Source organism: Solilutibacter pythonis, assembly GCF_003697345.1.
GTDB lineage: Bacteria > Pseudomonadota > Gammaproteobacteria > Xanthomonadales > Xanthomonadaceae > Solilutibacter > Solilutibacter pythonis.
In genome coordinates, this window is record NZ_RFLY01000009.1 from 1 (window position 1) to 20,856 (window position 20,856).

Sequence of the window (20,856 nt, forward strand, 5' to 3'; positions counted from 1 at the left end):
GCTTGCGGATGCTGCCCCCCGACGATCGGGCGATGTTCAGCGCACTGCGCGGCCAAACGCCCGCCCACGTTGGCGACGCAGTGGTCGCGCAGGCGTTGCTGGAAGCCAAGCGAAGCGGCATCCACGAGACGGAACAAGTGGCCGGTGTGACGATGCTGGGCGACCAATTACACGTGATCGGCACGACGCCGGGCCAACGCATCTGGCTGGAGGTGACCGCCGAAGCGCCGCCGCTGCAAGAGAGCATCCAACAGACGCTGCAAGCCAACCAGCAACGCGAGGAGCAACTGGCGGCGCAGAACCAGCAGCAGGCACAGCAACAGACGCAGGCCAGGGCGTTGTCGCTCGGCTGAGCGGTTCCCACGGGCTGGGCTGGCCGTGCCTTCGAGCGGTCGAGGAAGATCCCGTCATGCGTCGGTGATGGCCTGGTGGCTTTCCGCGCGCCGGCCGGCTTCCACATCGGGGCCGGTGGGCGCCGGCGGAAGAAGAAACGGCGCCGGGAATGCCCGGCGCCGTCGGATACCTCGTCCGTGGCGGGATCAGAAACCGTAGACCACGTTCACCGTGGTGAGGGTGTCGGTCTTCTTGATGCCCGGCAGCACGTCGGTGTTGTGGCGGGTTTCCACGCCGGCCTTCAGCGCCAGCGCGTCGGTCATCTTGACCAGCACGCCGATGTCGTTGCGGATGAAGGTGTTGGCCTTGCCGCTTTCGACAAGCAGGGTGTCGTAGATCGCCACGTTGTCGTTGAACTGGTGCTTGAAGTCCATCGAGCCACGGGCGATCGCGCCGTTTTCGTGCACGCGCAGGTTCTGCAACTTGGACCAGCGATAACCGGCGCCGACCTCGAAGGTCAGGTGAGTGGCTTCGCTCTCGATGGCGCGGAAGCCGTAGTTGGCCGAAGCTATGTTCTGGTATTCGTAGCTGGCGTAGTGATCGCGCTCGGTGCGCAGATTGCCGACGATGTAGCTTTTCTCGTTCAGGTCGCGCGCGGCGCTGCCGAAGGCTTCGTAACGGTAGGCGCTTTCCTTGCCGTTGGCCTTGCCGTTCAGGAAGGCGGCGCCGGCGGCATAGGCCCACGGGCCTTGCACGCGTTTGGCGCGCAGCTTGCCGACCAGACTCTGGCTGTCGGTGTTGCCCTTGGAAATGGCGAGACCCATTTCGCCGGTGCCGCTCCAGCCTTCGTCGGTGGCGTCGTGGGCATTGGCGATGGCGGGGGTGGCCAGCAACGAGGCGACGGCCAAAGCGATCAATCGGGTTTTCATCATGAATCCTTATAAAACTGAATGCGCCCCGGATGGGGGTGCTGCATCCTGGGCCAACGGAACTGAATATTGAATTAGTAAAGTTTTCGTTATTCAGTGCGCATCCAGTTTTTGAAAGCCGGCGCGCGTTCAGTGGGGCCGGCGGCGCGATGGCGCGATTCGAGGCGGCATAATCCGCGCATGGATCGTTATGAACGCATCACCGCCCTGCATCGCATCCTCAAGGCCGCGCGGGTGCCGGTCAACGTGCCGCGCCTGATCGACGAACTGGGCTGCTCGCGCGCCACCGTCTACCGCGACATCGCCTTTCTGCGCGATGCCTTGATGGCGCCGGTGCTCGGTGATGGCGAGGCCGGCTTCCGCTACGACCCGCACGAATCCGATCGTTTCGAACTGCCCGGGTTGTGGCTGTCCTCGGAGGAGTTGCATGCGCTGCTGGCCGCGCAGCAACTGCTTTCGCGCACTGGCGGCGGTGTGCTCTCGGCGGCGATGGCGCCGTTGCAGCAGCGGGTGGAATCGCTGCTTTCCGAACAGGCCGGCGGCAAGCGCTGGCCGGTGGAGCGGGTGCGGGTGATCCAGCACCGTATCCGCAAGCTGGACGAAGCTTCGTTCCGCGCCGTGGCCTCGGCGGTGCTGGAGCGCAAGCGCCTGGCCTTCGTCTATCGCGCCCGTTCCACCGACGAGGAAACCCGGCGCACGGTTTCGCCGCAACGCATCACCCATTACCGCGACAACTGGTATCTCGATGCCTGGGACCACGACCGCGAGGCGCTGCGCAGCTTCTCGGTCGATCGCATCCACGGCGCCAAGCTCGGCGGCGAGCCCGCCATCGACGTGCCCGAAGTCCAGCTCGACCAGCATCTGGCCGGCAGCTACGGCATCTTTTCCGGCGAGCCGAAGGGCTGGGCGACGATCGTCTTCGGCCCCAAGGCGGCGCGCTGGGTGGCCGACGAGCGCTGGCATTCCAAGCAGCAGGGGCGCTTTCTGGCCGATGGCCGCTACGAGTTGAAGGTGCCTTACAGCAACGGCCGGGAATTGCTGATGGACGTGCTGCACTACGGCGCCGACGCGGTGATCGTCGAGCCGGCATCGCTGCGGGCGCAGGCGCGCGCGCTGCTGGAGCTGGCACGCTCCAATTACGAGGACGAGAGCGGTCGCGGCTGGTGAGACGGCGCCGGCGCAGTCTGGCGTCCGACCTCACCGGAGCCGTGCCATGTCCCGTTCCACGCCCTCGCAAGACCGTTTGGAAACCCTGCTCCGTCAAGCCGTGATCGCGGCCCTGGCGTGCGCCGTACTGCTGCCGTTCGCGCATGCCCCGAGCGCCGCCTTCGGTTGGTTGCCGCTGTGGCTGGTCGGTCTGCCGCTGGCCTCGTGGCTGGGGCTCGGGTTGTCGCGGCGGGCCGGCTTGCCGGCGGTGGCGGCATCGGCGCGGCCGCGGCGTCGGGCGGCGGCGGTGAAGTGGCGCCGGGGCGAGCTTCGGCGTCGCAAGCCAGGGGCGGCGCGCCTGCATTCGGCATGACTTCCGGCCCGGGGGGCGGCCGGGACGGCTGTGTTAGCGTTCGGGATCGACCATCCCCGTATGGAACCCTTCATGTCCAAGCTGCTCCACGCCGCGCAGACGGCCGGCGCCGCCGCTTTGCTCACGCTCTGCGCCGCCCCCTCCGCCGCCCTTTCGCAGGAAAAAACCGCCATGCCCGCCGCCCAGCAGACCGATTCCCACCAGTGGCTGGAGGACGTCGGCGGCGACAAGGCGCTGGCCTGGGTGCGCGAACGTAATGCCAAGGCCGAAGCCGAACTGGCCTCGACGCCGCAATTCAAGCGGCTGGAAGCCGAAATCCTCGCCATCCTCGATTCCGACGCCAAGATTCCCGCCGTCAAGAAGATGGGCGAGTGGTACTACAACTTCTGGCAGGACAAGGCCAACCCGCGCGGCCTGTGGCGGCGCACCACGCTTGCCGAATACCGCAAGCCCAACCCGAAGTGGGAAACCCTCCTCGACATCGACGTCCTGAACGAGGCCGAGGGCGAGAACTGGGTCTGGCATGGCGCCAACTGCCTGCGGCCGTCGTACGAGCGCTGTCTCATCGCGCTTTCGCGCGGCGGCGCCGATGCCGACGTCACCCGCGAGTTCGATCTCGGCGCGCGCGGGTTCGTCGAGGGCGGCTTTTTCCGCCCCGAGGCCAAGGGCGGAATGGACTGGATCGACCGGGATACCGTCTTCGTCTACACCGATTTCGGCGATGGCAGCCAGACCAGCTCCGGCTATCCGCGCATCGCCAAGCGCTGGAAACGCGGCACGCCGCTGTCGGCGGCGGAAACCGTGTTCGAGGGCAAGCCCGGCGACATGTACATCTCGGCGATGCATGACGACACGCCGGGCTTCGAGCGCGATTTCATCAGTAACACCATCGCCTTCTACAACAACGAGCTGTACCTGCTGGGCAAGGATGGCAAGCTGGCCAAGGTCCACGCACCCAACTCGGTGGAGAAGGACGTGCACCGCGAATGGCTGGCCTTGCAGCCGCGCGAGGACTGGACGGTGGGCGGCAAGACCTACAAGGGCGGCTCCTACCTGGTCGCCAATTTCGACGACTGGATGGCCGGCAAGCGCGAGCTGACCGTGCTGTTCGAGCCGACCGAGCGCAGCTCGCTGGCCGGCGCGACGTGGACGAGGAACCACGTGGTGTTGAACGTGCTGGAAGATGTCAAGAACCGGCTGACGGTGATGACGCCGGGCAAGGCGGGCTGGAAGCGCGGCGAGTTCGCCGGCGCGCCGGCCATCGGCACCATCGGCGTCGGCGCGGTGGACAGCGACGAATCCGACGCGGTGTGGCTGACGGTCTCCGGCTTCACCAGCCCGACCACGCTCGCCATCGCCGAGATCGGCCAGGCGCCGCGGGTGCTGAAGACCATGCCGAGCTTCTTCGACGCATCGAACCAGGTGGTCGAACAACATTTCGCCACCAGCCAGGATGGGACGAAGGTGCCGTACTTCATCGTCCACGAGAAGGACATGAAGCTCGATGGCGAAAACCCCACGCTGCTGTACGGCTATGGCGGCTTCGAGATTTCGCTCACGCCCGGTTATTCCGGCGCGATCGGCAAGGGCTGGCTGGAGAAGGGCGGCGTCTACGTGGTCGCCAACATCCGCGGCGGCGGCGAGTACGGCCCGCGTTGGCACCGCGCCGCGCTCAAGCGGAACCGCCACAAGGCTTACGAGGATTTCGCCGCGGTCGCGCGGGATCTCGCCGCGCGCAAGATCACCCGCCCGGCGCGTCTGGGCATCCGTGGCGGCAGCAATGGCGGCTTGCTGACCGGCAACATGCTGACCCAATACCCCGAGCTGTTCGGCGCGGTGGTGATCCAGGTGCCGCTGCTCGACATGCGGCGCTACAACAAACTCCTGGCCGGCGCCTCGTGGATGGCCGAATACGGCGACCCGGACAAACCGGAGGAATGGGCCTTCATCCGCGAGTTCTCGCCCTACCACCTGTTCGACCCGGCTCGGCAATACCCGCCGACCTTGATCCTCACCTCGACCCGCGACGACCGCGTCCACCCCGGCCACGCCCGCAAGATGATGGCGAAGATGGAAGCGGCCGGAAAGAACGTGCGCTACTACGAGAACATCGAGGGCGGGCATGGCGGCGCCGCCGACAACCGCCAGGCCGCGCACATGAACGCGCTGTACCTGACTTTCCTCTGGAACCAACTGAGCCAATGAGTACCCGGATGCCCCGCCACGGCGGGGTGTTTGTCTTCCCGCGAAGGAACCCCCACATGAATCCCCATCCCTACGCCATCGCCCTTGCGCTTGCCATGAGCCTGACCAACGCCAACGCCGCCCAGAATCCCGCCGCCAGGCCAACGCCGCCCGACGCGGCGAAGAAGCCGCATGTGATCAAGGCCCCGCACGGCGCCGAACGCAACGACGAGTACTACTGGCTGCGCGACGACAAGCGCGAGAACAAGGCCATGCTCGATTACCTCAAGGCCGAGAACGCCTACGCCGACCGCCTGATGCAGCCGCTCAAGCCGCTGGAAGACCGCATCTACGACGAGATCGTCGCCCGCATCAAGCAGGACGACAGCTCGGTGCCGTACCGCGAACGCGGCTGGTGGTACTACTCGCGCTTCGAAAAGGGCAAGGATTACCCGATCCACGCGCGCCGCCGGGATGGCGCGGGCATCGATGCCATCAGCATCCAGAAAGCCAACGACGCCGGCGACTTCACCGGCGAGGAAGTGATGTTCGACGTCAACGCGATGGCCGCCGGCAAGGACTACTACGCGATCAGCGGCCGCGGCGTGAGCCAGGACAACAAATGGGTGATCTATGGCGAAGACACCAACGGCCGTCGCCAGTACACCCTGCGCGTCAAGAACCTGGAAACCGGCGAAACCCTGCCTGAGCGCATCCCCGGCACCGTCGGCTACGGCGTCTGGGCCGACGACGACAAGACCTTCCTCTACATCGAGAACGACCCCAAGACCCTGCTGACCAAGCGGGTGAAGAAGCACGTCCTCGGCACCGACCCGAAGAACGACGCCACCGTCTACGAGGAAAAGGACGAAACCTTCTACATGGCCCTGGGCCGCACCCGCGACGACAGGTTCATCAGCATCATCCTCGACAGCACCGTATCCAACGAACAGTGGTACGCGCCGGCCGCCGATCCGGCCGAATTCAAACGGCTGGCCGCGCGCGAGCGCGACGTGGAATACAGCGCCGATCACTTCGGCGGCCGCTGGGTGATCCGCACCAACGCGGACAAGGCGACCAACTTCAAGATCGTCACCGCGCCGACCGATACCGCCTCGCGCCAGGACTGGAAGGACTGGATCGCGCACGACCCGCAGGTGTTCATCGAAGGCATCGAACTGTTCGACGGCTTCAGCGCGGTGGCGGAGCGCTCCGGTGGCCTCGAACGCGTGCGCGTGCTGCGCGAGGGCGGCCGGGAGGAATACGTCAAGGCCGACGAAAGCGCCTATTCGATGGGCCTGTCCGGCAACCCGGAAACCGATACCGACTGGCTGCGCTACAGCTACACCTCGATGACCACGCCGGCCACCACCTACGAGATGAACGTCAGGACCGGCGAGCGCCGCGAGTTGAAGCGGCAGCCGGTGCCGGGTTACGACCCGTCGAAATACGCCACCGAGCGTGTCTGGGTGCCGGCGCGCGACGGCAAGACCCGCATCCCGGTCTCGCTGGTCTACCGCAAGGACTTCAAGCGCGACGGCAGCGCGGCCATGCTCCAGTACGGCTACGGCAGCTACGGCGCGTCGATGGACCCGGGCTTCAGCGCCTCGGTGGTCAGCCTGCTCGACCGTGGCATGGTCTACGCCCTTGCCCACATCCGCGGCGGCCAGGAAATGGGCCGCGCCTGGTACGAGGACGGCAAGATGTTCCACAAGGTGAACACCTTCACCGACTTCATCGACGTCACCCGCTGGCTGGTGGACAACAAATACGCCGCGAAGGACCGCGTCGCCGCGATGGGTGGCAGCGCCGGCGGCCTGCTGATGGGCGCGATCAGCAACATGGCGCCGCGCGACTACCGCGTCATCCTCTCGCAAGTCCCGTTCGTCGACGTGGTGACGACAATGCTCGACGCCTCCATCCCGCTCACCACCAACGAATACGACGAGTGGGGCAATCCCGAGGCCAGCCAGGAAAGCTACGCCTATATGCTGGGCTACTCGCCCTACGACAATCTGAAGCGGCAGGACTATCCGGCGATGTTCGTCGGCACCGGCTTGTGGGACTCGCAGGTGCAGTACTGGGAACCGGCCAAGTACGTCGCCCGCCTGCGCGACCTCAACACCTCGTCGCACCCGGTGGTGTTCCGCACCAACATGGAAGCCGGCCATGGCGGCAAGTCGGGCCGTTTCCGCCGTTACCGCGAACAGGCCGAGATGTATGCCTTCATGCTCGACCAGCTTGAGGTGAAGCCGGCGCCGTGAGGCCGCCGCCGCGCTCGATGCGCCCCGACCGAGGCCGGGAATCCCCGGCCTCGGCCGTTTCCGCCGCCCTGGTGGGAGCCGGTGGCGTTCCGCCAGGGTGAGCCGATGCGCGGACTGACCCGGCTCGGTTGGTGGCTGCTTGCCTATGCAAGCCTGGCGCTCGGCTTCCTCGGTATCTTTCTGCCGGGCTTGCCGACGGTGCCGTTCGTGCTGCTCTCGGCGTTCGCCGCCGCGCGCGGCTCGGCGCGTCTGCATCGCTGGCTGCTGGGGCACCCGCGCTTCGGGCCGATGATCCACGACTGGCAGTCCGAGGGCGCGGTCAGCCGCCGCGCCAAACGGCTGGCGACTCTGATGATGACGTGCTCGGCCATCGTCATGCTGGCGTTGATGCCCAACCGCTGGTGGGCGCTGCCGGGGATCGTGGCGATGGCCCTGGTGGCGCTCTGGTTATGGCGCCGACCCGAGCCGCGCGGCGGCTGAATCGCCGCCCGCGCGCTCTCCCGGATGGCGGTGCGGCGCGCTACCATCCGCGGATGAAATCGATCCGATCCCCTCTTGCCGCCGCCGTTTTCGCCCTCGCGCTCGCCGCCTGCGGCAACAGGGGGCCGCTGGTAATGCCGCAGAAGCCCGCACCGGCCGAAGCGCCAGCGGTCGAACTGCCGAGCCAACCGAGCCAACCGAGCCAACCGAGCCAACCGAGCCAACCGAGCCAACCGAGCCAACCGAGCCAACCGAGCCAACCGAGCCAAGCAGGGGCCGGCACCGACGCCGGTGCCGGCGAAACAGGCCGGTGACGGCACGCCGCGCTGAGGTGTCGACGCTCGGCTTCAGCAAGATGCACGGGGCGGGCAACGATTTCGTCGTGCTCGACTTGCGCGATGGCCGGCCCGCGCCGGATGTCGCGCTCTGCCGCCTGCTTGCCGACCGCCATCGCGGCGTCGGCTGCGACCAGATTCTGACCATCGAGCCGCCGCGCGATCCGCGCGCGCACGTCCGTTACGGCATATGGAATGGCGATGGCGGCAAGGCCGGGCAGTGCGGCAACGGCGCCCGCTGCGTCGCCGCCTGGATCGCGCGCGCCGACGCGCTGGCGGCATCGAATCTGGTGTTGGAATCGCCGGCCGGTCTGCACCCGGCCGAACGCCTCGCCGACGGCCGTTGGCGCATCGGCCTGGGCCGGCCCCGCTTCGAACCGGCCGTGGTGCCGCTGGCCGGCTTCGACCACGCGGCGGACAGTTACCCGCTTGATGTCGATGGTGAAAGAATCGCCATCGGCGCCGTTTCGATGGGCAACCCGCACGCCCTGCTCGAAGTGGCCGATATCGCCGGCGCCGAAGTCGAACGCCTTGGCCCGCTGTTGCAGCGGAGCGGTTATTTCCCCGATTCGGTCAACGTCGGCTTCGCGCAGGTGCTCGATCGCGGCCATGTGCGCCTGCGCGTGTTCGAGCGCGGCGCGGGCGAGACGCTGGCCTGCGGCAGCGGCGCTTCGGCGGCGGCGGCGATATTGATGCGGCGCGGGCGGCTCGATCGCCGCGTCAACGTGTCCTTGCCCGGCGGCGAGTTGCTCATCGAATGGACGGACGACGCCGCGCCGCTTTCGATGAGCGGCCCGGCCGCTTTCGTTTTCGATGGCGTGCTCGACGCCGACAGCCTGGGGAAACCGATCGCATGAACACCAGTGAAGACAAACAGGGCGCGCACGAAATCGCCGTCTGGCTGCGCCGCCATCCCAATTTCCTGAAACAGTTCCCCGACCTCGCGCTGAGCCTCGTGGTGCCGAAGGAGAGCGGCCCCGCGGCCTCGCTCGCCAGTTACCAGTTGGACGTATTGCGCGACAAGAACCGCGAACTCAACCGCCGCCTGCACGAGTTGTTCGCCAACGCCCAGGAAAACGAACGGCTGGCGGTGCGTACCCATCAGCTCACCTTGCAATTGATGCAGCAGGGCAGCGCCGCCGACAGCGTGCGGGCGATGGCCGCCTCGCTGGCCGAGGATTTCCAGGGCGATCTGGTGCGGATCGTCCTGTTCCGGCCGGTCGAGGGGCTGGAATCGGGCGATTGGCTGCGCGTGCTGCCGGAGGGCGATGCCAGCCTGACGCCGTTCCGCGACGCGCTGAAGGACGAGGAGCCGCTCTGTGGCCGGCTCAATCCCGACAAGAACGCGCTGCTGTACGGCCCGCGCGCCGAGGAGGTGCAGTCCAGCGCATTGCTGGCATTGCCCGGTACCGGCCTGATCGCCGTCGGCAGCCGTGACGCCAACCGCTTCTATCCCGGCATGGGGACGTTGTTCCTGCGGATGATGGGCGAAGCCTTCGTGGCCGTGCTGGCGCGGTTCCGGGAAGCGCCGGCCGCCGAGTGACCGGACCATGCGGGACGATATCGACGCCTTTCTCGACCATCTCGCCGTCGAGCGGCGGATGTCCGCGCACACGCTCGACGCCTACCGGCGCGACCTCGACGCCTTGTGCGAATGGGCCGGGAAAAACGGCGTGGCCGCGATCGAAGACCTGCGAGGCGACGACGTGCGTCGCTTCATCGCCAGCGAGCATCGGCGCGGGCTATCGCCGAAAAGCGTGCAGCGGCGCCTGTCGGGCTGCCGCAGCTTTCTTGGCTGGTTGCTGAAGCGGGGCCGCATCGCGGCCAATCCCGCCGCCGGCATCCGCGCGCCCAAGGCCGCGCGCAAGCTGCCGCGGGTGCTGGATGTGGACGAGGCGGTGCAACTGGTCGAAGTGCCGACCGACGTGCCGCTCGGCACCCGCGACCGCGCGATGCTGGAGCTGTTCTATTCCTCCGGCCTGCGCCTGTCGGAACTGTGCGGCCTGCGTTGGGGCGATCTCGATTTGGCCGAAGGGCTGGTGCAAGTGCTGGGCAAGGGCAACCGGCAGCGCATCGTCCCGGTCGGTGCGCATGCGTGCCGTGCCCTGCGGGAGTGGCGGAAGGACAGCGGCGGCGGCGATGCCGCTTTCGTCTTCCCCGGACGTGGCGGCGACAAGCCGATCACCCCGCGCGCAGTACAGCTCCGCGTGGGCCGGCTGGCGCACCGCCAGGGCATCTTCAAGCGCGTGCATCCACACTTGCTGCGGCACAGCTTCGCCACCCATGTGCTGGAATCCTCCGGCGACCTGCGCGGGGTGCAGGAGCTGCTCGGCCATGCCGACATCGCCGCCACCCAGATTTACACCCACCTGGATTTTCAGCACCTGGCGAAGGTGTACGACGGCGCCCATCCGCGCGCGCGCCGCAAGCGCCGCGGCGAATCCGGCGAGGCTTGACCAAGGTCAGCGCGGCCAGCCGCCGCGCGGCGCAGACTGCGGCGATGATCGAAACCATCGAGGCTTGGCGTTGCGTTGGCTGCGGTCGTTTGCAGGCCGAACGGCCGTGTGTCGGCATCTGCACCGATCGCCGTGTGGAGCTGGTCGAGGCGCAGACGGTCGCCGACTTGGCGTGGCGTGTCGAGCGGCTGGAAGCCGCGCTCGCCCTGATCGCCCGCGTGATGCCGAAGGAAAGCGAATTGATGACGAACTGGCTGGCCCTGCAAGCGCGGGCTCGCGCATTGCTGGATGAAGCGTGATGCCGCGCAAGGGCGTCATCCTGGAATTCTCGCGTGAACACCACGGCGCACTGGTGCTGGCGCGCGATTGCCAGCGCATCGACGATGCTGCGCCGCCGGCCGTGATCGCGGCGATGAACCAGCGCATCGCCCGTTATTGGGACGAGGAGATGCGTGCGCATTTCCGTGCCGAGGAAACGCTTCTGCGGGCGCATCCGCAGGCACTGCCGAAACCGTTGGCGGTCGCCTTGCTGGACGACCATGGCGTGCTCGCCGTCGGCTGCACCCGCGCCGGGGCCGGTGCGCTCGCCGCCGCAGACCTGCGCGCGTTCGGCGAGCGCCTGCACGCGCATGTGCGCTTCGAGGACCGCCGCTGCTTCCCGCTGTTGCAGGCGGCCCTGGGCGATTGATCCGGCCGCCGGCCTACCTGCCCGCTTCCTCGATGATGAAGCTGCCGAACGAAACGCCCAGCGTGCGACCGCTGCCCCGGCCGCTCAGCGCCAGCGAGATCGAGCCTTTGGTCACTACCTGCGCCTTGCTGGCGGAACCGCCGCCGGCGTTGGCTTCCGCCGTGGCGTAGCCGCCAATCAGATCCTTGATGTCCAGCACGGGAGAGAACTTGCCGATGCCGTCCTCGATCTTCGAACTGCCGAAAGTCAGCCCGCCGCCCCGGGAGCGGATCGTCACCCGCATCGACTGGCCGTTATCGCAGGTGATGGTGCCCTCGCCGGCCGAGCGCTTGTAGAACGCGCCGCCGCCGGACATGTTGTATTTCAGAGTGCAGCGGACTTCCTTGGCCTGCGCGGCCGGTGCCAGAAGCAGGCCACCGGCGATGGCCGCGAGAATCAACGAACGACGCATGGCAACACCCGTGCTATGAGGAGAACGCAAGCCTAGCAGGGGACCGCGTGTTGAAGGTGGATGCCGCCGCCCTGGCCGCCCAATCGAGCCGCCGGCTTGCCGGACGGGGCCGATAGCCCCGTTCCCGGCGGCGGAGCGTGGGGCGGGTCGCCAGCCCGGCGCGTATCGGGTTTCCCATGCCACTGGAGCCGGCGCGGAGACGGCGGGCCGGGGAAAGCACCGGCCCGGCCGGGTCGCGGCGAGGCGTGGGTTCAGGTACGGAAGTAGGCTTCGACCGTGCCCTTGAGCTTCATCGTGATCGGCTGGCCGTGGCGATCCAGCGCGCGCCCCATCGCCACCCGCACCCAGCCCTCGCTGACGCAATATTCCTCCACGTTGCTGCGCTCCTCGCCGTTGAAGCGGATGCCGACGCCGCGCTCCAGCAGGGTCTCGTCGTGGAACTTGCTGCGCGGATCGTTGCTGAGACGGTCGGGGGGCGTGTCGGACATGGTGATCGGGGCGCGGTGGAAAGGCGCAAGAATACGCGGCGGCGGGAACGCGGGCCAGCGCGGATACGGTGGAATTTCACGCCATTGCAGCATGGAGGCGGTCAGTATCCGCATTCATGAACATTCCCATGTCGCGCATCCCGCTCGTGTTCGCCGGCCTGCTGGCCGTGTCGCTGATCGCCCCGCCGCTGCAAGCGCGGACGCCGCCGCTGCTCGCGCCGCCCCCGGTTTCGCTACAGACGCCGCCGGCGTCGCCCGCGGCGCCCGCCGAACCGCCGCCGATCGTGCTGCCGGCCCCGCCAACCGCCGAAACCGTGCCGAGCCAGGACGAGAAGCCGTTGCCGGAGCGCGATCCGGCGTCCTTGCGCGAGGCCGAGCCGCCCGCGCCGCCGCCGGTCGCCGCCGGGCCCGACGTGCTGACCGACCGTACAGGTTTCGTCGGCCTGCTGCGCGCGCAGGTGCTGATGGATCGCGCCTGGGTCTCGCCCGGCGAGATCGACGGCCGGCCCGGCACCAACACCACCCGCGCCATCGGTGGCTTCCAGCGCCTGTCCGGGTTGCCGGTGACCGGGCGGCTCGACGAGGCCACCTGGGAGGCGCTGGAGAAACACGGCCCGGCCCTGACGCGCTACACCCTGACCGAGGCCGACGTGAAAGGCCCGTTCCGGCCGATGCCGGGCGGCATGTACGGCAAGGCCAAGTTGCCGGTGCTTTCCTACAGCAGCATCGGCGAGGCGTTGGGTGAGAAATTCCATATCCGCCCCGTTGCGCTTGCCGAGCTCAATCCCGGGGTGGATATGTCCCGGGCCGGTACGGGGATCGTCGTGCCCAACGTGCGGGACATCCCGGCGCTGCCGCAGGCCACCCGCATCGTGGTCTCCGAGGCGGCCAAGCTGCTGATGCTCATCGACCAGGACGGCAAGGTCTATGCCCAGTTCCCGGTCACGACCGGGAGCGAGCGCGACCCCCTGCCGATTGGTGAATGGGAACTGCGCAGCGTGGCGAGAAATCCGCACTACAACTACAACCCCAAGCTGTTCAAAGGAGCCAAGCCCGGCCCGCCGGTCACTTTGCCGCCCGGCCCCAACAGCCCGGTCGGGGTGATGTGGATGGGTTTGTCCAAGCCGCATTACGGTATCCATGGCACGCCGGAGCCGGGCAGTATCAGCAAGACCCATTCCAATGGCTGCATCCGCATGACCAACTGGTCGGTATTGCAGGTATCGAATGCGGTCGCGCGCGGCACCCCGGTGACGTTGATTCCCTGATTCCCTGTCCCAAGCGGAGCGATGCCATGAACCAACCCGCCACGCCGCCGCCGGCCGATACCCCGCCTCCCTCTCCGCCGCCGGGCGTGGTCGAGAAGCGCGTGGTCGAATATCGCGGCGCCGGCCTGTTTCGGCAGTTTCTGCTGTTCGTCGCCGGCCTGCTGGTTGGCGCCAACGGCGTCTATTTCTGGATGCAACGGGAAATGTCCGGCGCGGCGCCGGTCGCGCCGGTGGCCGCCTTGCCCACGCCGGGCGGTACGGGCGCCGCTCGCATCGTCAACGAGCCGGCCGGCATCGCGATGCCGGCGCCGCCCGCCGCCACCGCCGGCGGCCCGGTCGCGCGCACGCCGCTGGAGACGCCCCCCGCCAATGCGCCCACCGGGTTGCAGGTGCCGGTGCAGGGCGTCAGCGCCACGCAGCTTTCCAACACCTTCGATGACGCCCGTGGGCAAAACCGCGTCCATGACGCCATCGACATCATGGCCGACGCAGGCACGCCGGTGCTGGCCGCCGCCGATGGCAAGGTGGTCAAGCTGTTCGAGAGCAAGCAGGGCGGCACCACGCTTTATCAGTTCGACCCGAGCGGCAGGTACGTCTACTACTACGCCCATCTGCAAGGCTACGCGCCGGGCATCGCCGAGGGCAGCGAGGTCAAGCGCGGCGAAGTGATCGGCCAGGTCGGCAGCAGCGGCAATGCCAGCCCGGACGCGCCGCATCTGCATTTCGCCATCGGTCTGCTCGGTCCCGAGGGCGAATGGTGGGACAGCACGCCGATCAACCCGTATCCACTGCTCGGCGGCAAGTGATCTCGTACCACCGGGAAGCGGGATGCATGGCGCATGGAGCGACCCGGGCACGCCGGCAAGATGCTTCCCATGCGGGTTTCCGGGGCCGGGCCGGTTGGCCGCCAGCGCGGCCCGGCATGGCCGCGTATCGAATGCACGCCTGCCGAAGCGCCACGGACGAAGAAGCGGCCGGCTTCGCCCAGTGGCTGGAAACGCGGGGCGCGAATACCCGCGTGAAGCATTCGGCCGGGCGGGATGCGGCCCGGCACCGATAAAATGCCGCGATGAAACCAGACCCCGCGCTTGACGCGCTCTGCCTGCCGTTCGCGCAGGGCCTGCTCCACCGCAGCGATGCCGGCACGCTGTTCCTGCATGGCCGCGAAGGCGCCGCCCTGCATGCGGTCAAGCCGCCGCGGCTGACCTGCGTACAGCCATTCAAGCCCTGGGCCGATGCCCTGCAACGCGCCGGCATCGCCGCCGCGCCGCAGCCGCCGGCCGGCGCGCGCCATGCCCAGGTTTGGCTCTTGCCGCCGCGCCAGCGCGAGTCGGCGCGCGCGCTGCTTGCCGCCGCTTTCGATGCCTGCGAACCGGGTGGGCGGGTGGTCGTGAGCGTGGCCAACGACGAGGGCGCCAAAGCGCTCGAAGGTGATTTCAGAAAGCTTGCCGGCGCGCTCGATGGCGGCCTCAGCAAATACCATTGCCGGGTGTTCTGGGCGAAGCGTGAGGAGACCCGTCTCGATGCCGCGCTGCTGGCGCAATGGCGTCGGGCCGATGCGCCGAGGCCGATCCTCGATGGTCGTTTCATCAGCCGCCCCGGCGTGTTCGCCTGGGATCGGATCGATGCCGGGTCCGCGCTGCTGGCCGAACACCTGCCGGCGAACCTGTGTGGGCGCGCCGCCGATCTCGGCGCCGGTTGGGGCTTCCTGGCCGATGCGCTGCTGACGAGGAGTCCGGCGGTCTCCGCCGTCGACCTGTTCGAGGCCGACCACCGCGCACTGGCGCTGGCGCGGGAGAACCTGGCCGCGCATGGTGAAAAAATCGCCATCGGCTACCACTGGCGCGATGTGACGGCCGGGTTGCCGGCCGGCGCTGGCTACGATGTCATCGTCAGCAACCCGCCGTTCCACGACACCGGTAAATCGCCGCAGCCGCAGCTTGGTCAACGCTTCATCGCCGCCGCCGCCGATGCGCTCTCGCCCGCCGGCGCATTCTGGCTGGTGGCGAACGCGCACCTGCCCTACGAGGCATTGCTCGGCGCGCGCTTCGGCCGCCTGCGCGGCGTGGCCGCGAGCGGCGGCTACAAGGTGATCGAAGCCCGGGAGCCGCGCCGGTGAGCGGCAAGGTCAAGCTGCTGCGCTATCTCGCCAACCTGGGCTACGGCAGCCGCCGCGAAGTAATCGGCCTGTTCGCCGATGGCCGCGTCACCGATGCGCGGGGCGCGCCGCTCTACGGCGACGATATCCGGGCGCATACGGATATCCGGCTCGATGGCGCACCGCTCGATGCCGCGCCCGGCGTGCTGCTGATGCTCAACAAGCCGGTCGGCGTCACCTGCTCCCGCAAGGATCATGGCCGGCTGGTGTACGACCTGCTGCCGAAGCGTTTCCGGCTGCGCGCACCGGTGGTCTCGCCGGTGGGCCGGCTCGACCGCGATACTTCCGGCCTGCTGCTGTTCACCGACGATGGCCAACTGCTGCACCGGATCATCGCGCCCAAGTCGAAGCTGCCCAAGGTCTACGTGGCCGACCTGGCCCGCGACCTGCGTGGCGACGAAGGCGATGTTTTCGCCAGCGGCCATCTGCTGTTGGAAAGCGAAACCACCCCGCTCCTGCCGGCGGATTTACAAGCGCTCTCGCCGCGTCGGGCGCGACTCACCTTGCACGAAGGGCGTTACCACCAAGTGCGGCGGATGTTCGCGGCGCTCGGCAACCACGTCGAGGCATTGCACCGGGAGCGCATCGGCGGGCTGGCGCTGGGCGATTTGCCGGCAGGCCAATGGCGGTTGCTGGACGAGGAAGACCGCGCGCGGCTGTTCGCCTGAGACGCGCGCTCAGCGCTTCGCAAGCAGTGCGCGGTAGCCGGCGTTGCCGAGTTCGTCCATCGCGGCGAGGTTGCGCGCGATGATCGCGTCCGGCGCCGGGTAGGCCGCCACCGCGCGGTCGATGCTCTCCTCGCGCAGCAGGTGCAGCACCGGCCACGGCGCGCGATTGGTGTTGTTGCCGGGATCATCGGGCAAGCTGCCGGCGAAGCGGTAATCGGGATGGAAACTCGCCACCTGTAACACGCCGTCGAGGCCTAGCGCGCCGAGCAGGGCGTCGGCCTCGTCGAGATAGTCGTTGTAATCGAGAAAATCCCGCAGCACCCGTGGCAGCACCAGCAGGGTGGTGTCGATCCGCTCGGGCGGGGCGTCGCGCAGGCGCAGCAGTTCCTCGCCCAACTCGGCGCCGAGGTCGTCGAGGTTGTCGGCATCGCTGATGACGATCCGCACCTGGTGGCGCGCGTAGACCGACTTGGCGAACGGGCACAGATTGAGGCCGATCACCGCGCGCTCCACCCAGCGGCGGATGTCGGCTTCCACCTCGGCCTTGTCGACGTCGATGGCGGTCATGGCGAAATCGCCCGTTGGCGCGCGCGATGCGGAGCGTCTGGCCGGCGCCGGCTGGCGCCATGCCGGGCGAGGTCCGGCATGGCCGGGCCGGGGCGGGCGGGGCGGCACGCGTCTCAATCCCTGAAGTTCTCGAATTGCAGCGGCAGCTCGAATTCCTTGCCGCGAAGCAGGGCGATGGCTTCCTGTAGGTCGTCGCGCTTCTTGCCGTTGACGCGCAGCTTGTCGCCGTTGATCTGGCTCTCGACCTTCAGCTTGCTGGCCTTCAGCTCGCCCTGGATCTTCTTCGCCAGCTCGCGGCCGATGCCCTGCTTGACGGTGATCTTCTGCCGCGCGCCGGCCACGTTGGTCTCGATCTCGCCGGCATCGAGCGCGCGCGGATCGATCTTCCGCGCGATCAAACGCGCGCGCAGGATGTCGCTCATCTGCTGCAACTGGAACTCGCTTGGCGCGTGCAGGGCGATCACCGCGTCCTCCAGCGCGAAGCCGGCATCGACCCCTTTGAAGTCGAAACGCGTGGTCAGTTCGCGGTTGGCCTGATCGACCGCATTGGTCAGTTCGTGGCTGTCCACTTCGGAAACGATGTCGAAGGCGGGCATGGCTGCATCCGTGTCGAGGGGGCCGCAGGATAGCCCAGCCCGCGAGTGCTAGCCTGAGCGGCCGCCCTCTTGCCGCATCGACATGGTTCATCGTCCCGACTCCCGCCGCGCGCTGTGGTTGATGCTGGGCGCGGTGCTGGCCTTCGTCGGGATGGATGCCTCGATGAAGCTGCTCGCGGCGCATTACCCGCCGTTGCAGGTGGGTGCGCTGCGTGGGCTGTCCTCGCTGCCGTTGGTGTTGGTCTGGGCGGTGGCGACGCGCGGCTGGGCCTCGCTCAGGCCGGTCAACTGGCGGCTGCATCTAATCCGCGCCGCGCTCGGCATCGCCATGATGGCGAGCTTCGTTTTCGGCCTGTCGCGGCTGCCGCTGTCGAGCGCCTACGCCATCACCTTCGTCGCGCCGATGCTCGTCACCGCGATGGCGGTGCCGCTACTGGGCGAAAAAGTCGGCCTGCGGCGCTGGATGGCGGTGATCATCGGCCTGGCCGGCGTGCTGGTGATCCTGCGCCCGGGCGCGGGCACGATGTCCTGGCCGGCGCTGGCGGTGCTGGGCGGGGCGTTCTGCTACGCCGCCAGCGCGATCAGCGTGCGCATCCTGACCCGTACCGACAGCACCCAGGCAATGGTGGTCTGGGTGCTGCTGCTGATGGGCCTTGGCGCCGGCGCGCTGGCCTGGCCGCAATGGTTGGCGATTCGTCCGCAGGATATCGCCGTGATTGCGATGGTCGGGGTGTTCGGCGCGTTGGGGCAGGTGGCGCTGACCGAGGCGTTCCGGGTTGGCGAGGCTTCGCAAGTGGCGCCGCTGGAGTACACCGCGCTGGTGTGGACGGTGCTGATCGACGTCGCCGTCTGGGGCGTGCTGCCGGATGCGGCGACCTGGCTCGGCGCCGCGATCATCGTGATGGGCGGCTTTTACCTGCTGCGCCGCGAGCGCGTGCACGATGTCGGCGAGCACCCTTGAGCGAAGGCATCCCGCCCACATGCCATTTCTGCCGGTTCCGCTGGCGACTCTCGCCTTCGTCCCGCCGATGGCGCCGTCGTTGCCATTCCCGATGGCACCGGGGATCGTGGCCGGGCGGGCGGCGGCAAACGCCCGCGGTGGATCGGCGCGCTCAAAGCCTGGGCGATGCCGGCAAAGAAAAACGGGCCCGAAGGCCCGTCTTTCCGTCTGGAGACGTCGATGCGCGCCGCGATCAGAACCGCGCGCCCACGCCCACGCCGACCACCCACGGGTCGAGCTTGGCTTCGCCAACCTTCTGGCCGGCCATCTTCACGTCCGACTTGCCCTGCATGTAGCGCGCCTCGGCGCGGGTGAACACGCGGTCGGTGATGTTGAAGTCGGCGCCGATGGTGCCGATCGCGCCCTTGGGCGTGCTCATGCCGAAGGTGTTGCCGGCGGCGTCGCGCTCGCCGCTGATGTTGGCCTCGTAATAGCCCAGGCCGACATACGGACGGATCGCCTGCTCGGGCTGGCCGAAGTGGTACTGGCCGCTGATCGCGTAAGGCTGCGCCTTGACCTGGCTGCCGCCGCCGATCTTGTGGGTGCTCTTGTCGACCGCGCCCCAGGCTTCCACGGCGATGTTGGGGGTGATGTGATAAGCGGCCGAGAGTGTCGGCATGCCGCTGCCCTTCACGCCGGTGTTGGGCGCGTCGAAGGCATTCGTGCGCGGCTTGATGTGGGCATAGCCACCGGCGATGGAAAAGCGCTTGCTGCCCGCGGTGTCCGTGGAATCCTGCGCGAAGGCGGCGGGGGCGGACAGGACGAACGCACCGGCGATGGCGAGGCTCAGGGTGCGAAATTTCATGGGGATCTCCTTGGTATCGTTTCGCCCTTCGGAGTGGGCGGGGGATACCTTATCGACGCCCTCATGAATACTTGCTGGGCCGGCGGGATCGCGGCGGGGCGGTGTTCAGTCTCGATCCGGGGAGGCTTGGGAAATTGTTTCCGGGTCAAAAGATCGGCGTGGCCACCATCCGCCCCCGTGTATTTGTGGCGGGCGGCTTTCTCCGGCCACAATAGGGCCTCGACACATCCCCGGAGCGGTCATGGCTGAATTGAAGGAAGCGCGCGTCCCCGACATCGGTAGCGACAGCGACGTCCCGGTGATCGAGTTGCTGGTCAAGCCTGGCGATACCGTCGTCAGGGACCAGGGTCTGGTCACGCTGGAGTCGGACAAGGCGACGATGGAAGTGCCTTCCCCCTTCGCCGGCATCGTGAAGGAAGTGAAGGTGGAGCTGGGCGACACGCTTTCGTCCGACGACCTGGTGGCGCTGATCGAAGTCGGCGAAGAGGCCGGCGCTTCCGTCGATGCGCCGCCGCGCGCCGAGCCCGTCGCCGCCCGGCCCACCGCCCGCGCCAGCGAGACCGGGACGAAGGTCGAGCCGGTCGAGGTGCCGGCCACGCCCGATCGCCTGAGCGAGGCGTCGATCGAACAAGTCGACGACCTGACCGCGCGTCGTTCCGCGCGCGGCGAATCCGCCGATCTTGCCGATGCCGAGCCGGGCCGCCCCGCCGTGCGCTTCGAGGCCGATGCCGTGCTGCCCGGCAAGGTGCCCTATGCCAGCCCGGCGGTACGCCTGTTCGCCCGCGAACTGGGCGTCGATCTGATGCAGGTGAGCGGCAGCGCCGACAAGGGCCGGATCACCCGCGCCGACGTTCAGCGGTTCGTGAAGACGCTGATGGAAGGCGGCCGCCGGCCGCCGGCCGCCGGTGCGGCGCTGACTGGCGGCGGCCTCGACCTGCTGCCGTGGCCGAAGGTGGATTTCGCCCGGTTCGGCGAGATCGAGGTCAAGCCGCTGCCGAGGATCAAGAAACTCTCCGGCGCCAACCTGGCCCGCAACTGGGCGATGATCCCGCACGTCACCCAATTCGACAGCGCCGACATCACCGACCTGGAAGCGCTCCGCGTCCAGCTCAACAAGGAAAACGAGAAAGCCGGCATCAAGCTCACCATGCTGGCCTTCCTCATGAAGGCGGTGGTCTCGCTGCTGAAGCAATACCCCGATTTCAACGCCTCGCTGGACGAGACCGGCGAAAATCTGACGCTCAAGAAGTATTTCCACATCGGCTTCGCCGCCGACACGCCGAACGGCCTGGTCGTCCCGGTGGTGCGCGATTGCGACAAGAAGGGCGTGATCGAGATCGCACAGGAAACCTCGGCGCTGGCGAAGAAGGCGCGCGAAGGCAAACTTGGCCCGGCCCAGATGCAAGGCGGCTGCTTCAGCATCAGCTCGCTCGGCGGTATCGGCGGCACAGCCTTCACGCCGATCGTCAACGCGCCGGAAGTGGCCATCCTCGGCGTGTCGAAGTCGGACATCCAGCCGGTCTGGAATGGCCGGGAATTCGCCCCGCGGCTCATGCTGCCGCTCAGCCTGAGCTATGACCATCGGGTGATCGACGGCGCCGCGGCGGCGCGTTTCACCGCCGCGCTGGCGCGGCTCCTGGCCGACATGCGGCGCGTCCTGCTGTAGG

At 68.1% G+C, this 20,856-nt stretch carries 23 protein-coding genes and 1 pseudogene; 18 read left to right on the top strand and 6 right to left on the bottom strand.

Going from position 1 to position 20,856, the window contains the following annotated elements:
- Window positions 1–353, top strand: a pseudogene (locus tag EBB59_RS13805) (hypothetical protein); the annotation flags it as partial.
- A gap of 186 nt (window positions 354–539) precedes the next feature.
- On the opposite strand, the gene EBB59_RS07535 reads toward EBB59_RS13805, so the two are convergent.
- Complete coding sequence (locus tag EBB59_RS07535; RefSeq protein WP_158601745.1) at window positions 540–1,262, bottom strand: DUF481 domain-containing protein; 723 nt, start codon at window positions 1,260–1,262, stop codon at window positions 540–542.
- Between the two features lie 180 nt (window positions 1,263–1,442).
- Here EBB59_RS07535 and EBB59_RS07540 point away from each other — a divergent pair, with 180 nt between their 5' ends.
- From EBB59_RS07540 to EBB59_RS07590, 11 genes are all read left to right on the top strand, one after another.
- On the top strand, window positions 1,443–2,429 hold the full coding sequence (locus tag EBB59_RS07540; RefSeq protein WP_122101546.1) for a helix-turn-helix transcriptional regulator: 987 nt from the start codon (window positions 1,443–1,445) through the stop codon (window positions 2,427–2,429).
- Window positions 2,430–2,475: 46 nt separating this feature from the next.
- Window positions 2,476–2,781 (top strand): hypothetical protein, encoded by a 306-nt coding sequence (locus EBB59_RS07545; protein ID WP_122101547.1) that lies wholly within the window; start codon window positions 2,476–2,478, stop codon window positions 2,779–2,781.
- 72 nt (window positions 2,782–2,853) lie between these two features.
- Window positions 2,854–4,986, top strand: a complete 2,133-nt coding sequence (locus EBB59_RS07550) for a prolyl oligopeptidase family serine peptidase (protein ID WP_122101634.1) — start codon at window positions 2,854–2,856, stop codon at window positions 4,984–4,986.
- Window positions 4,987–5,081: 95 nt separating this feature from the next.
- On the top strand, window positions 5,082–7,229 hold the full coding sequence (locus EBB59_RS07555; RefSeq protein WP_211327709.1) for a S9 family peptidase: 2,148 nt from the start codon (window positions 5,082–5,084) through the stop codon (window positions 7,227–7,229).
- A 105-nt stretch (window positions 7,230–7,334) separates the two neighbouring features.
- Window positions 7,335–7,709, top strand: coding sequence for a YbaN family protein (locus EBB59_RS07560; RefSeq protein ID WP_122101635.1), 375 nt, complete (start codon window positions 7,335–7,337; stop codon window positions 7,707–7,709).
- 53 nt (window positions 7,710–7,762) lie between these two features.
- A complete protein-coding gene (lptM, locus tag EBB59_RS14215) occupies window positions 7,763–8,023 on the top strand; it encodes an LPS translocon maturation chaperone LptM (protein ID WP_245979160.1) in 261 nt (86 codons plus the stop codon).
- 41 nt (window positions 8,024–8,064) lie between these two features.
- Window positions 8,065–8,901 (top strand): diaminopimelate epimerase, encoded by an 837-nt coding sequence (gene dapF / locus EBB59_RS07570; RefSeq protein WP_122101550.1) that lies wholly within the window; start codon window positions 8,065–8,067, stop codon window positions 8,899–8,901.
- Complete coding sequence (locus EBB59_RS07575; RefSeq protein ID WP_122101551.1) at window positions 8,898–9,587, top strand: DUF484 family protein; 690 nt, start codon at window positions 8,898–8,900, stop codon at window positions 9,585–9,587. Before dapF ends, EBB59_RS07575 begins: the two co-directional genes overlap by 4 nt.
- A gap of 7 nt (window positions 9,588–9,594) precedes the next feature.
- A complete protein-coding gene (gene xerC / locus EBB59_RS07580) occupies window positions 9,595–10,500 on the top strand; it encodes a tyrosine recombinase XerC (protein ID WP_122101552.1) in 906 nt (301 codons plus the stop codon).
- On the top strand, window positions 10,497–10,799 hold the full coding sequence (locus EBB59_RS07585) for a hypothetical protein (protein WP_122101553.1): 303 nt from the start codon (window positions 10,497–10,499) through the stop codon (window positions 10,797–10,799). Before xerC ends, EBB59_RS07585 begins: the two co-directional genes overlap by 4 nt.
- Complete coding sequence (locus EBB59_RS07590) at window positions 10,799–11,188, top strand: hemerythrin domain-containing protein (protein WP_122101554.1); 390 nt, start codon at window positions 10,799–10,801, stop codon at window positions 11,186–11,188. Before EBB59_RS07585 ends, EBB59_RS07590 begins: the two co-directional genes overlap by 1 nt.
- A 13-nt stretch (window positions 11,189–11,201) precedes the next feature.
- Here the strand turns inward: EBB59_RS07590 and EBB59_RS07595 are convergent, their stop codons facing one another.
- Window positions 11,202–11,639, bottom strand: coding sequence for a hypothetical protein (locus EBB59_RS07595; protein WP_122101555.1), 438 nt, complete (start codon window positions 11,637–11,639; stop codon window positions 11,202–11,204).
- Between the two features lie 251 nt (window positions 11,640–11,890).
- Complete coding sequence (locus EBB59_RS07600; protein ID WP_122101636.1) at window positions 11,891–12,127, bottom strand: DUF3297 family protein; 237 nt, start codon at window positions 12,125–12,127, stop codon at window positions 11,891–11,893.
- Window positions 12,128–12,465: 338 nt separating this feature from the next.
- Between EBB59_RS07600 and EBB59_RS07605 the strand changes: the two genes are divergently transcribed.
- The 4 genes from EBB59_RS07605 (at window position 12,466) to EBB59_RS07620 (ending at window position 16,221) form a co-directional block, all read left to right on the top strand.
- Entirely contained in the window at window positions 12,466–13,395 is a 930-nt protein-coding gene (locus EBB59_RS07605) for a L,D-transpeptidase family protein (RefSeq protein ID WP_425451814.1), read from the top strand.
- Between the two features lie 26 nt (window positions 13,396–13,421).
- Complete coding sequence (locus EBB59_RS07610) at window positions 13,422–14,201, top strand: M23 family metallopeptidase (protein WP_122101557.1); 780 nt, start codon at window positions 13,422–13,424, stop codon at window positions 14,199–14,201.
- Between the two features lie 263 nt (window positions 14,202–14,464).
- Window positions 14,465–15,514 (top strand): class I SAM-dependent methyltransferase, encoded by a 1,050-nt coding sequence (locus EBB59_RS07615; protein WP_122101558.1) that lies wholly within the window; start codon window positions 14,465–14,467, stop codon window positions 15,512–15,514.
- On the top strand, window positions 15,511–16,221 hold the full coding sequence (locus EBB59_RS07620; protein WP_122101559.1) for a pseudouridine synthase: 711 nt from the start codon (window positions 15,511–15,513) through the stop codon (window positions 16,219–16,221). Before EBB59_RS07615 ends, EBB59_RS07620 begins: the two co-directional genes overlap by 4 nt.
- A gap of 9 nt (window positions 16,222–16,230) precedes the next feature.
- On the opposite strand, the gene EBB59_RS07625 is transcribed toward EBB59_RS07620, so the two are convergent.
- Window positions 16,231–16,788 (bottom strand): DUF1415 domain-containing protein, encoded by a 558-nt coding sequence (locus EBB59_RS07625; RefSeq protein ID WP_122101560.1) that lies wholly within the window; start codon window positions 16,786–16,788, stop codon window positions 16,231–16,233.
- Between the two features lie 113 nt (window positions 16,789–16,901).
- Window positions 16,902–17,384 carry a YajQ family cyclic di-GMP-binding protein gene (locus EBB59_RS07630; RefSeq protein WP_122101561.1) on the bottom strand — a complete coding sequence of 161 codons (483 nt, stop codon included), beginning with the start codon at window positions 17,382–17,384 and terminating at the stop codon, window positions 16,902–16,904.
- Window positions 17,385–17,466: 82 nt separating this feature from the next.
- On the opposite strand from EBB59_RS07630, the gene EBB59_RS07635 reads away from it, so the two are divergent.
- Complete coding sequence (locus EBB59_RS07635) at window positions 17,467–18,345, top strand: DMT family transporter (RefSeq protein WP_245979164.1); 879 nt, start codon at window positions 17,467–17,469, stop codon at window positions 18,343–18,345.
- Window positions 18,346–18,577: 232 nt separating this feature from the next.
- Here the strand turns inward: EBB59_RS07635 and EBB59_RS07640 are convergent, their stop codons facing one another.
- Window positions 18,578–19,189, bottom strand: a complete 612-nt coding sequence (locus EBB59_RS07640) for an OmpW/AlkL family protein (protein ID WP_122101562.1) — start codon at window positions 19,187–19,189, stop codon at window positions 18,578–18,580.
- Window positions 19,190–19,430: 241 nt separating this feature from the next.
- Here EBB59_RS07640 and EBB59_RS07645 point away from each other — a divergent pair, with 241 nt between their 5' ends.
- On the top strand, window positions 19,431–20,855 hold the full coding sequence (locus EBB59_RS07645; protein WP_122101563.1) for a dihydrolipoyllysine-residue acetyltransferase: 1,425 nt from the start codon (window positions 19,431–19,433) through the stop codon (window positions 20,853–20,855).
- The last annotated feature ends 1 nt before the right edge of the window (window position 20,856 follow it).